The following is a 13,976-nucleotide window of genomic DNA, read 5'->3' as shown; positions in this document are numbered from 1 at the left end:
CGAAGCGGCCAGCGCGGCGATGGCAGCGAGTAGGCGTCGCGCTGGTCGGATGGGACGCGGCCGTTTACTTGAAGATTTGGCGAACGACCTCGAAGCCGGTCGGGCGTTGGATGACGAATTCATTGGCATCGGTTTTTAGGCGGATGGTTTGGGCTTCGCCAGGCTTTAGCTGCTCGATGTGGATGGTTTCGTCGCCGCTGGTCAAGGTGTAGTCGCGCACCGTGTAGCTGGGGATGCCGGTCTTGCCGTAGAGGGTGATGGTGGCTTCGCCATCTTGGTAGTCGACCGCCTTGATTTCGATCGGCGAGCTCCCCGCTCTCAGGACCTCGTAGGAGGGTTTCGGGTTGAGGTGAATATCGCAGACCCCGTGCACTCGCTGCGGGTAGTCGTAGGTGAAGTCTTCGCCCATATGGGTGCGGTAGTCGTTTAGGCAAAAGTAGATGGCGCCGGCGACGAAGTCCTTGGAGCCGTAGATTTCCAATTGCGTGACCATTTCCTCGCAGCGTCGGGGATCGCCGCCTTTGTGGACCGGCTCGCAAAGTCCCCACTCTGCGATGGTGATCGGCGCTCCGTCGTATTGGTGGTGCAGGCGATCGAGCTCGTCGGAAACGACGTCGAGGCTTTGGTAGAACCAGGTGCTGTAGTATTCGTTGAACATGATCAGATCCATGCTGGCGGATACGTCAGGGATGTAGCCCTCGTCGCTCGGCTTGCTGCGATTGATCTTGTTGGTCACGAAGGTAGCGAGGCGAGAAGGGTCCAGCTCCTTTGCCTGATGGTACAGCTTCATGAGGTAGTCGATATTGGTCGGGTCGTTGCTGACGAGCTCGTTGCCCAATCCCCAGGTGATGACGGAGGGGTGATTGAAGTGGTTATCGGTCATCTCCTGCAGGTGCAGGCGGGCGATTTGGTAGAGGTTTTCGTCCATCATCGTAGCGCCGCCCCAGAGCGGAATTTCCTCTTGCACGAGGATTCCGTTTCGGTCGCACCAGTCGAGGATGTACTCGTCTTGCTGCCAATGAAAGCGAGTGTAGATGCAATTCGCGTTTTTCATCAGCTTGAGGTTCTTCTCGAGATCGGCGTGAGTCTCGGCCATGCCTCGTTCCAGGTTCGAGCCCGGCATCCATTCCACGCCCATGAGGCGGATGGGCTCGCCGTTGAGGACGTAGCGGTTGTTCTCGATCTTGATACTCCGGAAGCCGAAGGTGGTGGTGAGTTCGTCTTTTTGGATACCGTCGACCATGAGCTGCACGGTGATCTCGTACAGGTTGGGCGAGTCGAAGTGCCAAGGATTTATGTCCTCAAAATCCAATGACGCGAGGAAGCGGCCATCTTCGAAGCCTCCCGCGAGCTCCGATTCGAAAATGCGTTCGCTGGTCTGTTGGTTTTCTTCGGTGATGGTGGCGGTCAAGCGTGTCTTGGCGGTATCGATTTTGGCGGTATCGATGAAGCTGACACGGATGTCCGCAGTTCCTCCTTCTCCCTTTGGCGTACCCAATACGTGGATATGCTTGATCGCTTGCGGATCCGTTTTGACCAGAGCGACGCTGCGGTAGATGCCGCCGTCGTTTGCCCAGTCGAAACTTTTCTCGAAGGGGATGTTGTTTTTGGTGAAGGCGTTGCTGATGCGTACGGTGACCGTGTTTTTTCCGGCCACGAGGAAGGGGCTGATATCGATGTGAAAACGATTGTATCCAGAGCCGATGTGTTCGCCCGCTTTCTTGCCGTTAACATAAACGAAGGCGTCGTGGTAGACGGCGTCGAAGCGTATCCGAATTGTCTTACCAAGGTCGCCTTCGGGTAGATCGAAATCCCTTTGGTACCAAGCGGTGCCAGCGTACTTCTCCAAACCCTTCTGAACGTTCCAGGTGTGAGGCACTGTCACCGTGCTGCGGACTGCCTCCGGCAAGCCTGTCGATTCCCACTTTTGCGATTCGCCGACGGAATCTGGATCCGTGGCGAAATGCCATTCGCCGTCGAGGGAGATGATTTCACGGGCAGTCAGCTCACTGCTTGGATACGAGAGAGCGACGGCTGCGAGTAGTAGGGTTTGGAGAACGATCTTTTTCAGCATCAAAATGGGGTGGTTTGGGTTTTCTTCTATTTCTTCCAGATGTCGCCTTCGCCTTCAGCGAACCAGCGTGAGGTGGCGACCTTGGGCTGGGTAAAGAAGTAGATCCCTTGGCGGCCTTGCATGTGCTGGTCGCCGAAGAAGGAGTCGTTCCAGCCGCTGAAGGGGAACATGGCCATGGGGGCGGGGACGCCGACGTTGATGCCGATCATGCCCGATTGAACCTCGTGCTTGAACTTGCGGGCCGCTCCGCCGCTGCGGGTGAAGATGGCCGCACCGTTGCCGAAGCTGGAAGCGTTGGCCTGTTCGATGGCTGTATCCAGATCGTCCATATGCATGACGTTGAGGACCGGGCCGAAAACTTCTTCCTGCACGAGGGCCATTTCTATTTTGACGTTCTCGACGATGGTGGCGCCTAGGTAGAAACCGTTGGGAGCGTCGGCGACTTTCGTGTTGCGGCCGTCGACCAGCAAGCTCGCTCCGTCGCGTTCGCCCGCGTCGACGAGTCCGCGTACGCGGTCGCGGTGGGCGGCGGTAATGACAGCTCCCATGTCAGGTTGCCTATGCGTATCCGTGCGTCCGATACTCATGGAACTTGCGGCTTCCTTGAGCGCGGGCAGGACCTTGGCTCCGCCATCGCCGACGGTGATCATGCCGGATCCAGCCATACAGCGTTCGCCAGCGCAGCCGAAGGCGGCGTTCATGACGGCTTCGACGGTTTTATCTACGTCCGCGTCAGGCATGACGACCACGTAGTTCTTGGCCCCGCCGTTGGCCTGCACGCGCTTGCCGTGTGCGGTGGCGGTGGCGTGAATCTGGCGAGCGACCGGAGTGGAGCCGACGAAGGATACGGCGCGGACGAGAGGGTGCACGAGCAGGGACTCGACGGCGGCGCGGTCACCTTGTACCAGCTGGAAGACGCCCTTGGGCAGACCGGCTTCGAGCAGGAGCTCGGTGAGGCGGTTGGCGGTGAGCGGTACGCGTTCGCTCGGTTTGAATACAAAGGTGTTTCCGGCCATGAGGGCGAGCGGGAACATCCAAAGCGGGATCATGGCGGGGAAGTTGAACGGCGTGATGCCGACGCAGACGCCCAGCGGATGGCGAGTGAGTTCACCGTCGATGCCGCGGGCAATATTGGGCAGAAGTTCGCCCATCAAGAGCGATGGCGCTCCGCAAGCCAGTTCGACGACTTCCAATCCGCGGAAGAGGTCGCCGCGCGATTCGGCGAGGGTCTTGCCGTGCTCGCGAGAGATGAGGGCGGCTATCTCGTCGTAGTGGCGCTCGATCAGGTCGCGGTAGCGAAACATGATGCGAGCCCGCTCGCTGGGCGGCGTGGCAGCCCATGCAGGGAAAGCCTCGTGGGCGGCTTTCACGGCGCGATCGACCTCGTCGGGTCCGGCGAAAGGAACAGTGGCGATGGGCTCGCCAAGTGAAGGATTGAATACCGTTCCGGAAGAAGCGCCTGTAGGGGCGGCCCATTCGCCGGCAATGAATGATCTGCAGATAGGAAGCATTTTATGAAGAGTGAAAAGTGAAGGGTGAAGAAAAGTGAAAATTTGAATACGTCTGGTTAGGCGTGCTTGAGCATGGTGGCGCGGACGAGGTTGAGCAGGTCGCTGTAGCCGCCGAGGAACTGCTGGAGGGTGTGCTGGGTGGCGCCGTATCGGCCGAATTCCGAGGGTTTCATACCGTCGGGCTCGTAAGCGCGGACGAAGTCGGGGAAGGTGGCGGAGAGCTCGGCGATGAAGGCCGGGTCGACGGGGGTGTCGATGGTGAGGGCGGGCTCGCGTTCCGATTTGTCGAACTTCTTCCACCAGGTATAAGGGACGGTCTGCAGGACGTCGGTGCCGATGATTTCGGCCCAGTGGCCCTCGTGGCGGTAGGCGGCGGCGAGGAGGGTGCCGGGCAGGCCTCGCTCTTTCAGTTCCGCTCGGGCCCGCTTGAAAACGGCGATGCCGGACCAGGCGATGGCGGGCATCTTGGGATCGACGCCTTGAGCGATAGCGGCGCGTCCGAGCTGATCGTCGACGCGGCCGACCATGTGAGTGATGTAGGGGGAACCGCGGTCGTCGAGGCAACCGTTCTCCTTGGCGCGCTTTTGGCCGCGGGCGATGGCCTCGCCGGCAGCGATGACTTGGGCGACGGTGAAACTGACTGTAACATTAACGCGGATACCGCGGGCGGTCATCTCTTCGATGGCGATCAAGCCTGCGGCGTTGGCGGGGGCTTTGATAGCTATGTTGGGAGCCAGGGAGGTGAGCTCGACGGCTTGCTCGACCATTTTCTCAGGGCTCGGATAGAACTTCGGGTTGACCTGCATGGAGAGGAATCCCTTGGCACCACCCGTGGTGTCGAAAACGGGGCGTAGCTCGGCGGCAGCATCGGTGCCGAGGCGGTGGATGAGCTTCCAGGCGATCTCGTCTTCGATAGCGGTCGGGTTGTCTTTTATAAGTTGCTCGAGCAGCGGTTGGCAGAGCTCGGGATTGCTCTCGACGGCTTGGGCTACGATGACGGGATTTGAGGTGCCGCCGACCGCTCCCAGGGCAACGGCTTCGCCTACTTCGGCGGGTATGCCGGAGTCGTTCCACCAATCGGCGCCGAGGGCGGTCATGGCACGCATGCGAGAAGGGGTGGTGATGGTTTCGGTGGTCATAGTACTTTTGGGTGGAGTGTTTTAGAGTCCTGTTTGCTCACGCACGTATTCTCGGGCGCGGATGGCTTTGGGAAGGGGCGGAACAAGAGTGGGGTCCTCTTCGGCTTCGACGACCAGCCAGCCTGCATAGTCGAGCGCGGCGAGGCGGGCGAAGATGGCAGGAAAGTCGACCATGCCGTCGCCGGGAATGGTGAAGACGCCGGAGCAGACTGCCCGGTGGAAGGACCAGCTTTCGGCACGCGCCTTTTCCGCGATCTCGGCGCGCACGCTCTTGAGGTGGACGTGGCGAACGCGTTTTGAATGGCGTTCAAGAACCGCGACAGGATCCAAGCCTGCGAAGGCGAGGTGTCCGGGGTCGAGCACGAGGTCGAGCTCAGGCAAACCGGCGAGCAGGCGATCGAGTTCGTCGCCGGTCTGAATGACGGTGCCCATGTGGTGGTGGTAGACGAGGCTAAGGCCGTGGCGGGCGGCGACTCCGATGGCGGCGTTCATGCCGTCGATAAGGTGAGTCCACTCGGCGGCGCTCAGGGTTTTTCGATCGCGGTCACCGTATCCAAGGGCGGCGTTGCGGTCGCCGTGGATACAATGGCTGCACTCCGCCACGATGGCGACGTGGGCTCCGAGCGAGGCAAGCAAGGCGCAGTGTTTTTTGAGGGAGTCGAGTTCCGAGGTTCTGTTTTGGGTCGCGAAAAAAGTGCTGTGCCAGCCGCTGACGAGTCGGAGTTGGTGACTGTCTAAGGCATTGCGGAGCGCGTCAGAAGATCTTGGATACGCGTGGCCGAGCTCGGAGCCTGCGTAGCCCGCCCTATGCATGTCGGCCAGAAGCTCATCGAGTGGCAAGTCTCCGTTGAGCTCGTTGAAGTCGTCGTTGCTCCAGATGATTGGGTTAGCTCCAACAAAGACTTTGTCGGGGTCGAGACGCGGTTTTTGCTCGGCGTTCATTAGTGGTGAAAGCGTTGTGTTTGAGTCTTTTCGTCGTAGTTCTTACGGGCGGTTTGTACGGAAGGGATTTCGGAGACGGCGGCAGGCGGGACCTCCCACCATGCGAAGCCCTCCATGACGGACTCTGGCGTGACAGGCACGTAGATGAGCACGGGGCCGCGCTCGGCGCGGGCGGCGACAAGGGCGTCGCCGAGTTCGCCAGCGTTGGTGGCGGTGAAGGTGGTGGCGCCGAGGGATCGGGCGTTGGCGGCGAAGTCGACGGGAACGGGGGTGCCCGTGAGGCGGGCGTTGTCGGGATCGCGCAAGCGGAATTCGTTGCCGAAACTGCGTCCGCCCTGGGAGCGTTGCAGATTATGGATACAGCCGAAGCCATGGTTGTCGGTGAGGACGATGGTGATTTTAAGTCCTTCTTGGCAGGCGGTGACGAGCTCCTGATTGAGCATGAGGTAGCTGCCGTCGCCGACGAGGGCGTAGACCTCGCGCTCGGGTGCGGCCATTTTTACGCCAAGGGCTCCGGCAATTTCGTAGCCCATGCAGGAGTAGCCGTATTCGGAATGGTAGTCCTTGGGCGACTTGCCGCACCAGAGTTTATGGATGTCGCCCGGGATGCCGCCGGCGGCGTGCACGACGGTAGCGTTCGCGTCCGTATTCTCGTTTACGATACGGATGACTTCGCTCTGGTAGAGGAGGCCGTCCTCGCTGGGAGCCGGGGAGGTCATGGCGTTCCAACGCTTGTCCCAGTCGGAGCGGGCACGGTTGATCTTCTGCACGTAGGCTTTGGGCGCGGAATAGCCTGAAGCGGCCCGGCGGAGTTTGGGCAAGGTGGCCCGTAAGTCTCCGACGAGCGGGATGGCTCCGTGTTTGGCGGCGTCGGCCGCGTGCACGTTGATGGAGATGAAGCGTACCTTAGGGTTTTGGAAAAGGGTCTTCGAGGCGGTGGTGAAATCGGAGAGGCGAGTGCCGAGGGTGAGCACGACGTCCGCCTCCTCGGCGAGGCGATTGGCGGCGAGGGTGCCGGTAACGCCGATGGCCCCGAGGGCGAGTGGGTTGTCCTCGAGGAGGGAGCCTTTGCCCGCTTGGGTGACGGCGACGGGGATGCCGGTGGCTTTGGCGAAGGCGGCTAGGGCTGCCGTCGCATCCGAATAATGAATACCGCCTCCGGCGACGATGAGCGGGCGTTTGGCGCTGCTCAGGACTTCGGCGGCCTGGGCTAGCATCTCGTTGGCAGGCGTTGTGCGAGGGATTTCGATAATGCGCGGCTCGAAGAAATGGGCGGGGAAGTCGTAGGCTTCGGCTTGCACGTCTTCAGGAAGGCAAAGGGTGACGGCTCCGGTTTCGGCCGGGTCGGCTAGCACGCGCATAGCTTCTGGCAAGGCGGTGAGGAGTTGCTCGGGGCGGTTGATGCGATCCCAGAATTTGGAGACGGGGCGGAAGCAGTCGTTGACCGAAACGTCATGGCTGCCTGGATACTCGAGCTGCTGCAGCACGGGCGCAGGGCGGCGGTGGGCAAAGGTGTCGCCTGGAAGCAGGAGGACGGGGAGGCGATTGATAGTGGCGGTAGCGGCGCCGGTGATCATGTTCGTCGCGCCCGGGCCAACGGAGCTGGTGCAAGCGAAGGTAGAGAGGCGCTGGCGCGTCTTGGCGTAGGCGATGGCAGCGTGCACCATGGACTGCTCGTTCTTGGCTTGGTGAAAGGGGAGGGAGTCGCCGTGCTCTTCCAGCGCTTGGCCGAGGCCGGTCACGTTGCCGTGGCCGAAGATGCCCCAGACGCCGGAAACGAGGCGATGGGTGGTGCCGTCGCGGCGAACGAATTGTTGCTGAAGGAAGCGCGTGATGGCGCCGGCCGTCGTTGTGCGGAGGGTTTTCATTGTGCGGGGTTTGAGGGAAGATTGGGGGCCCATCCTTGGTTGTTGGGATCGAGGAGCCAGGTGTGGGCTTTGGTGAAGGTGAAGCCTTTGTAGGGGCGGCGCGGCAGGTGGCGTACGATCCAGAGGTAGTACATGCCGTAGCCAGGAGCGGAAACTTGGGCGTGGTCGAGACCGTCGGGGATGACGACCGTGTCGCCCTCGGTGACTTTCAGAACGTCGTCGCCCAGCTCGGCGTGGCCGTAGCCTTGCGGCTTGGTGAAGCGGTAGTGGTAGATCTCTGGCTGCGGATGGTGGTGCGGCGGGTAGCTCGACCAGCGGCCCGGGTAGTTGACGACTTCGCCGATGACGAGGCCGGACTCCGGGCGTGTCGAATAATCGAATACAGTGCGCACGCAGCGTTGGCAGGTCCCTTGGACCAAGCCCGCGCCGCGGTGTTCGGAAGGGAGGTCGCCGCCGATGGTGAAGCGAGTCGGAAGCTGGCGTTTCAAGGGCGAGCGAACTTCGGCCAGTTCGGCTCCGTTTTCTCCGGCGCTCAGCTTGACTGTGGTCCCAGCTCCCACGTGCAAGGTGGCAGGCTCTTCGTCGAAAAGGGAGGCGCGGGAGGCGGTGAAGGTTTCGTCGTCGACGACAGCGGTGAGTTCGCCATGCAGGAGGACCCAAGCGGTTTCTCCGGTGGTGGTAACGGTCTTCGAGCGCTTGCGTCCGAGACGCAGGATGCCGAAGTCGCTGTCCAGCTTAGCCGGAGTGGCTCCTCTCGGCTTGCCCTCGATGATGGGGGTGTAGCCGTTCGAGAAACGCTTCCGCGCAGGAGCTTTGAGAAGGCAGTTAACGCTTAGATTTTTTAGTGGCATGAAGAGATTGCTTGCTCGTTTTTGAGGTCGGAAAATCGAGCCGTATGGATAAGCACACGGAACGGTTTTCGTTGGCAGGTAAGCGGGCTTTGGTGACAGGCGGCGCTCAGGGATTGGGTTTTGCGATGGCTCGCGGTCTGGCGGAAGCCGGGGCGGAGGTCGTCTTGAATGACGTGGATCCCGCTCGCTTGGCCAAAGCGGTCGCGGCTTTGGAAGCCGATGGCTTGGCTGCTCGCAGTGTGGTTTTCGACGTAACCGACGGAGACGGCGCCCGGCGCGGCGTGGATCGGATCGAGGCAGAAGCTGGACCGATCGATATCTTGCTCAACAACGCGGGCATCCATCGCTACGCCGCTTTGGAAGCGATGTCCTTGGCCGACTGGCAACGAGTGATCGACGTGAATTTGACCGGAGCCTTCATGGTAGCTCAGGCGGTTGCTCGAGGAATGCTGGAGCGCGGAGCGGGTCGCATCGTCAACGTTTGTTCCTTGATGAGCGAGGGTACGCGTCCGAACACTGCGAACTACACGGCCGCCAAGGGGGGCCTGAAATCCTTGACCCAGTCCATGGCGGTGGAGTGGGGCCCGCACGGCGTGCGAGCAAATGGAATTGGCCCCGGCTACATCTTGAGCGACCTGACGCGGCACTTGGCGGAGCAAGCCGAATTCGATGCTTGGGTCAAAAGCCGTACGCCCGTAGGTCGCTGGGGAACTCCCGAGGACCTGGTGGGGGCGGCGGTCTTTTTGGCCTCGCCTGCATCTGAATTCGTGAATGGTCATGTGCTGTATGTCGACGGTGGCTGGCTAGCGGGGCTTTGACGTTCCTAGATCTCGGCGGGGCTTACGTTGCGGCGCTCGTGCAGGGATCGTGTAGCGGCGAGAGCAATACGCTGGGCGGCGATGCCGTCGGCGCAGGTGATGGGGGCCGGACGTCCGTTGGCCAAATTCGCCACGAAGTCCTCGAGCTGGGTCAGGTAGGCCTGTTCGAAACGCTCGAGGAAGCCCGGCACAGTGTCGTGCGAGACGTTGTTTTTGGTAAGCACAAGCAAGTCGGTGTGGCGGTCGCTGCCGATGCGCAGGGTGCCTTCGTCGCCGACGATCTCTGTGTCGATGGCGTATCCATAAATTCCGTTACGAGAGAGGCTGACCAAGCCGAGAGCGCCGGATTGGAAATTGAGCGTGGTAAATGCGTTGTCGACGTCGCCCACTTCCGCTATGCGGGGGTCGCCGATAGCTGCGCCGGCGCTGTGGACTTCAGCCACTTCGCCCATGAACCAGCGGGCGAGATCGAAATCGTGGATACCCATGTCGATGAAGAGGCCGCCGCTGCTCTCCGGACGGAGGTAGTCGAGGGGAGGAGGGAATTGGTCGCGGGAGCTGGACTTGAAGACGAGCGGGCGTCCGATATCACCATTATGGATACGCTTCCATGCGGCTGCGTAGGCATTGTCGAAGCGGCGCATGAAGCCGAGGTGAAAAAATACGTCGTGTTTGGCAACGGCGGCGGCGATGGCCTCGCTCTCGCCTAGGTCGAGGGCGAGCGGCTTTTCGCAGAAGATGGCCTTGCCCGCTTCGGCAGCGGAGATAGCGACCTCGGCGTGAAGCTTGGTCGGAGTCATGATGACGACGGCGTCGAGATCGGGGTCGGCGAGCAAGGACTTATGGTCTTCGAAGGCGCGTGCTCCTGTGGCGGCGCTCACTGCTTCGCAGGCTTCGCGGCGGACATCAGTCACGCTGTGGAGACAAGCGCCCGGAAGGCGGGATGCGAAATGATAGGCGTAAAGAGCGCCGAGACGGCCGAGGCCGACAACTCCGATATTGATGGGCGAATGCATGAGAGGGGTGAACTGTGAGGGGTGAAAGTAAGAGAGGGTTCTTGTGTCTCCTGCCCGACGCTAGGTCGCAAGGTGAGCTCGGGTTGAAGCGTTAGAATTGAGGCCTTGAAAAGGCGGATTCGCTGGTGACTTAAGTCAGATCAGTCGGTGAGAACGTTATGGGAGCGACGGCCCAATCGGCGCCCAGTTCGTGCAAGTGTTTGCTGGAGTTTGAGGCGTTTTCGAGGAGCTCGTCTAGACCCGGTAGGTAGGTAAAAATAGCTCCGTCTTGTTCGCGTTGTCGGGTTCTGTCTTCGGGAACGAGAGTGATGGGGACATGGCGATGCAAGTTTCCAACCAATCCTACGTGGTGGACTGCGATTTCGGGGAGGCAGGCGAATGACGAGGGGTCTTTCAATTTACTTATTACGTCCCTCAGCATACATTCACGCGTGTGGGCTTCGGGGTGGGCCTCTTGGCGCCAGTTGAAGTCCGCCTCCCCCTCGAGGGTTGCGAAGGTATCTTGTATCCATTCTCCTCGTCCTTTCGTACCGATGATCTTGAGGCGAGGCGCAGCGATGCGTTCCGAGCTGTGGGTGCAATAGATTTCGATATCGGGACCGTTGCGTATCTTGGTTTTAACTACGGCCGTATCGAATGAATCGATACGCTGAATGCGATAGAGCTCTGCGGATATGCTGCTTGGCGTGGCAGGCGCTTGCCCGGGCGGGCTGCCAAGGCTCAAGGCAAGCATGACGAAGTGGGACATAGCGTTGTTTATGGGCGAGTCGAGGACAGGCGAGCCGTTCAGCTCAAGTCGACCTGCCCAATTGTTACGGCAATAGTAGCTGTGGCTGCGGGGCCAGGCTCCGTGGATGGAGATCTTTTCGAGTCTTCCAATCGAGCCACTGTAGAGGAGTTGGTGAAGCTCTCGAACTTCAGGCGCGTGGAGGTACTGGAAGCCGACTGATAGTTGGCGGCCGGAGGATTTTATAGCGTGGGATATGCGTTGGGCCTCTTCTCGCGAAGCGGTAAGTGGTTTTTCTACGAGGACATGGACTCCGGCCTGCAGCAGAGCGATCGACATGTCTGCGTGCAGGTGAATGGGAGTGGTCACAATTGCGAGATCGACAGCAAGCTCAGGCAAGGCGTCGATCAGCTCCTCGAGGGAGGCGTGAATGCGGCAGCCGATCGAGTTGAGTTCGTCCGTCAGGGACGCGGTGCGATCCACTGGCAGGGCGACTGCTGCAGTGAGACTCGCCTCGCCACGTTTGTGGAAGTCGAGCAAGTGGCGAAGGTGGACCTTCCCGTACCCACCGACTCCGATGATAGCGATGTTAGGAATCATGTTGGGAGTCAGGGCGATCAATTGCGGGGAAAGAGAGTGAGGAGTTTGACATGCAATTGACCTGAACGATCTCAGAGATTTCTTTCAACTTCGCCAAAAAGTAACGGTTAGATTCTCGCAAGCTTCACCCAAAGAGCCTTCGAGGTGAGAGTGGGCTCGACACATGCGAAATCGCTTTGCGAGCTTGTTGTCGACCTCCCTTCATCTGCCTACCCCAAACATTCGTTTCCCCGATACCATGACTGGAATTCACCCCTTAGATCTAACTGTAATTGCGCTCTATCTAGCCGCCGTGATCTGGCTTGGGCATCGTGCCTCCAAGGGCCAAGAGAACAATCAGGAGGGATACTTTCTAGCAGGGCGCAAGCTCGGTAAGGCGTACCAATTTTTCTTGAATTTCGGAAACGCGACGGATGCCAACGGAGCAGTTAGCGCGGCGAGTCTTGTCTACCAGCAAGGTGTCTCCGGCATTTGGATCGGGTTTCAGCTCATTTTTCTGAATCCATATTACTGGTTTATGAATACATGGTTCCGTCGCGTGCGATTGGTGACCATGGCGGACCTGTTCGAGGACCGTTTGGGCAGCGCCCGTTTGGCGATGTTCTATGCCTTGTTCCAGATTGCGTCTGCAGTTTTTGTCGTCGTTGGCTTTGGTAATTTGGTAACCTATAAGATTTGTGCGGCTTTGGTACTCAAGCCGGAGGTGAGCTGGACGGCGGAAGAGCGCGCCTCGGTCGAAGGATATGCTGAGTGGCGGGCTTTGGAGGAGGCGATGGAGGCGGGTAGCTTGGCTGACCCCGTCGCAATGCAACGCCTGACGGAATTGCGCGAGAGCGATGCGAGAGGCGAATTGAGCAGCTACGTAACGGCGTTGGACCCGATCCAGTTTTACATTGTATACACTTTGGTGGTTGGAATCTACGTCATCCTAGGTGGCTTGGCGGCGACTGCGATAAACGAAGTGCTGCAGAGCGCTATCATCTTAGCGTTTTCGGTTTTGTTGATACCGGCAGGATTTATGGCTATGGGAGGCTCGGGAGAGCTGGCCCAGCGCGTACCGCCTGAGATGTTTCAATTGCTGGGGAGCGCGGGCGGAGCCCAAAAGATAACGGCGCTTTCGTTGTTCGCCCTCTTCTTGGTATCATTGATCCAAATCAACGGAATCATTGGAAACATGGGGGTTGGCGGATCTGCTAAAGACGAGTTTGCTGCTCGCTTTGGGGCGGTGACTGGGACTTACGCCAAGCGATTGATGTTTATCCTCTGGGCATTCGCGGGATTGATCGCGGTTGCTCTTTATCATGGTGAGAACGCCCTGTCCGACCCGGACTTAGCATGGGGAACGCTGTCGCGAACGCTTTTGGGTCCCGGCTTGCTCGGCCTCATGATCACCGGAGTGCTGGCTGCCAACATGTCTACGGTAGCGGCTCAGACCGTTTCTGTATCCGCTCTTTTCGTACGCAACGTTCTGCGTCCCATGCGGCCGGATATGACGGAGTTGCAGGCGGTGCGGGCTGGTCGCTGGGCTATGGTCGGTGCCCTTGGTTCCGGTGTCATTGCAGCGGCTATGTTGAATGATGTCTTTTCTGCCATGCTGCTGGTACAGACCGTTTCGGTGCCAGTGGGAGCGGCGGTTATGCTGATGTTCTTCTGGCGCCGTTTGACGGTGCCCGGTACTTGGTGGGGCTTGCTGGTGGCCATTTCCCTAACGGTTTTGGGGCCCTACCTCGTTCCGCAAGTGCCTGGTGTTCGGGAGAGCGCTGCTTTGACTGCCCAAGTGGAAATTGAGGATGGTCTAACGGAAGCGGTTTTTTTCGAAACTGTGGTACGTAGCGAAGAACCGGATACGAAATATGTATTCATTGGGCAAGGACGATTGCACCTTGAGCTTGTCATGCTCGATGCGGTAGGCTTCGACGTCGCAGGCATGACCCCGGGAGGGCGTTTCGCCTCGCGTTTTTTCGTGGACGCTGCCTTGCCCTTTATCGTGTTGATCTTGGCAAGCCTCTTCACCCGTCCTCCAGAGCAGCGTCGAGTCGACCAGTTCTATGGTCGCATGAAAACACCGGTTTCCCCAACTCCCGCGCTCGAAGCAGCTGCCTTGGCGGAGACTCGGAAGGATCCCAGCCGTTTCGATCACACGAAGTTGTTTCCAAGCTCGTCTTGGGAGTTTACGCGCTGGAATCGAGTGGATACGATCGGCTTCCTCGCTTGTTGCGCGTTCTCCGGGGCGGTTATCCTTTTGTTCTGGAGCCTGCTACGCTGGGCTGCAGGTGGATTTTAGGAAAGCTCATAGGCTTTCGTTCTAGGGGTAAAGCCGGGCGTCCATTAAGTTGGGCGCCCGCGCTGCTTTTGCGTTATCGAGGAAGATAAATGGGGGTGCGTGGCGGTTGTTGTCGCTTGCTTCCATTGCTCGATGCCGGATCGAAA

Annotated in this window: 10 protein-coding genes; 2 read left to right on the top strand and 8 right to left on the bottom strand. The window is 59.7% G+C overall.

Annotated elements, in window-relative coordinates:
• Nucleotides 1-64: 64 nt before the first annotated feature.
• From IEN85_RS23395 to IEN85_RS23370, 6 genes are read right to left on the bottom strand one after another with little or no spacing between them, the layout of a single operon-like run.
• Nucleotides 65-2,074, bottom strand: a complete 2,010-nt coding sequence (locus IEN85_RS23395; RefSeq protein WP_191619545.1) for a glycoside hydrolase family 2 protein — start codon at nt 2,072-2,074, stop codon at nt 65-67.
• 26 nt (nt 2,075-2,100) lie between these two features.
• Nucleotides 2,101-3,585, bottom strand: a complete 1,485-nt coding sequence (locus IEN85_RS23390; protein WP_191619544.1) for a CoA-acylating methylmalonate-semialdehyde dehydrogenase — start codon at nt 3,583-3,585, stop codon at nt 2,101-2,103.
• A 56-nt stretch (nt 3,586-3,641) separates the two neighbouring features.
• A complete protein-coding gene (locus IEN85_RS23385; RefSeq protein WP_191619543.1) occupies nt 3,642-4,724 on the bottom strand; it encodes a transaldolase family protein in 1,083 nt (360 codons plus the stop codon).
• A gap of 21 nt (nt 4,725-4,745) precedes the next feature.
• A complete protein-coding gene (gene iolE / locus IEN85_RS23380) occupies nt 4,746-5,666 on the bottom strand; it encodes a myo-inosose-2 dehydratase (protein ID WP_191619542.1) in 921 nt (306 codons plus the stop codon).
• Nucleotides 5,666-7,534: a 3D-(3,5/4)-trihydroxycyclohexane-1,2-dione acylhydrolase (decyclizing) gene (gene iolD, locus IEN85_RS23375; protein WP_191619541.1), complete on the bottom strand. Its 1,869-nt coding sequence runs from the start codon at nt 7,532-7,534 to the stop codon at nt 5,666-5,668. Before iolD ends, iolE begins: the two co-directional genes overlap by 1 nt.
• Nucleotides 7,531-8,385 carry a 5-deoxy-glucuronate isomerase gene (locus tag IEN85_RS23370; RefSeq protein ID WP_191619540.1) on the bottom strand — a complete coding sequence of 285 codons (855 nt, stop codon included), beginning with the start codon at nt 8,383-8,385 and terminating at the stop codon, nt 7,531-7,533. The genes iolD and IEN85_RS23370 overlap by 4 nt, the downstream gene beginning before the upstream one ends.
• A 44-nt stretch (nt 8,386-8,429) precedes the next feature.
• Here IEN85_RS23370 and IEN85_RS23365 point away from each other — a divergent pair, with 44 nt between their 5' ends.
• A complete protein-coding gene (locus IEN85_RS23365) occupies nt 8,430-9,203 on the top strand; it encodes an SDR family oxidoreductase (protein ID WP_191619539.1) in 774 nt (257 codons plus the stop codon).
• Nucleotides 9,204-9,208: 5 nt separating this feature from the next.
• On the opposite strand, the gene IEN85_RS23360 is transcribed toward IEN85_RS23365, so the two are convergent.
• Entirely contained in the window at nt 9,209-10,219 is a 1,011-nt protein-coding gene (locus tag IEN85_RS23360; RefSeq protein ID WP_191619538.1) for a Gfo/Idh/MocA family oxidoreductase, read from the bottom strand.
• A 130-nt stretch (nt 10,220-10,349) separates the two neighbouring features.
• Nucleotides 10,350-11,546 carry a Gfo/Idh/MocA family protein gene (locus IEN85_RS23355; protein ID WP_191619537.1) on the bottom strand — a complete coding sequence of 399 codons (1,197 nt, stop codon included), beginning with the start codon at nt 11,544-11,546 and terminating at the stop codon, nt 10,350-10,352.
• A 238-nt stretch (nt 11,547-11,784) separates the two neighbouring features.
• Between IEN85_RS23355 and IEN85_RS23350 the strand changes: the two genes are divergently transcribed.
• Nucleotides 11,785-13,830, top strand: a complete 2,046-nt coding sequence (locus tag IEN85_RS23350) for a sodium:solute symporter family protein (RefSeq protein WP_191619536.1) — start codon at nt 11,785-11,787, stop codon at nt 13,828-13,830.
• Nucleotides 13,831-13,976: the final 146 nt, after the last annotated feature.

Source organism: Pelagicoccus enzymogenes, from assembly GCF_014803405.1.
Lineage (GTDB): Bacteria > Verrucomicrobiota > Verrucomicrobiia > Opitutales > Opitutaceae > Pelagicoccus > Pelagicoccus enzymogenes.
This window is presented reverse-complemented; position numbering and strand designations above follow the sequence as displayed.

Coding starts and splice junctions, on each gene's coding strand:
- IEN85_RS23365 (WP_191619539.1), top strand. CDS start 8,430: ATGGATAAGCACACGGAACGGTTTTCGTTGGCAGGTAAGCGGGCTTTG.
- IEN85_RS23385 (WP_191619543.1), bottom strand. CDS start 4,724: ATGACCACCGAAACCATCACCACCCCTTCTCGCATGCGTGCCATGACC.
- IEN85_RS23395 (WP_191619545.1), bottom strand. CDS start 2,074: ATGCTGAAAAAGATCGTTCTCCAAACCCTACTACTCGCAGCCGTCGCT.
- IEN85_RS23350 (WP_191619536.1), top strand. CDS start 11,785: ATGACTGGAATTCACCCCTTAGATCTAACTGTAATTGCGCTCTATCTA.
- IEN85_RS23370 (WP_191619540.1), bottom strand. CDS start 8,385: ATGCCACTAAAAAATCTAAGCGTTAACTGCCTTCTCAAAGCTCCTGCG.
- IEN85_RS23360 (WP_191619538.1), bottom strand. CDS start 10,219: ATGCATTCGCCCATCAATATCGGAGTTGTCGGCCTCGGCCGTCTCGGC.
- iolD (WP_191619541.1), bottom strand. CDS start 7,534: ATGAAAACCCTCCGCACAACGACGGCCGGCGCCATCACGCGCTTCCTT.
- IEN85_RS23355 (WP_191619537.1), bottom strand. CDS start 11,546: ATGATTCCTAACATCGCTATCATCGGAGTCGGTGGGTACGGGAAGGTC.
- IEN85_RS23390 (WP_191619544.1), bottom strand. CDS start 3,585: ATGCTTCCTATCTGCAGATCATTCATTGCCGGCGAATGGGCCGCCCCT.
- iolE (WP_191619542.1), bottom strand. CDS start 5,666: ATGAACGCCGAGCAAAAACCGCGTCTCGACCCCGACAAAGTCTTTGTT.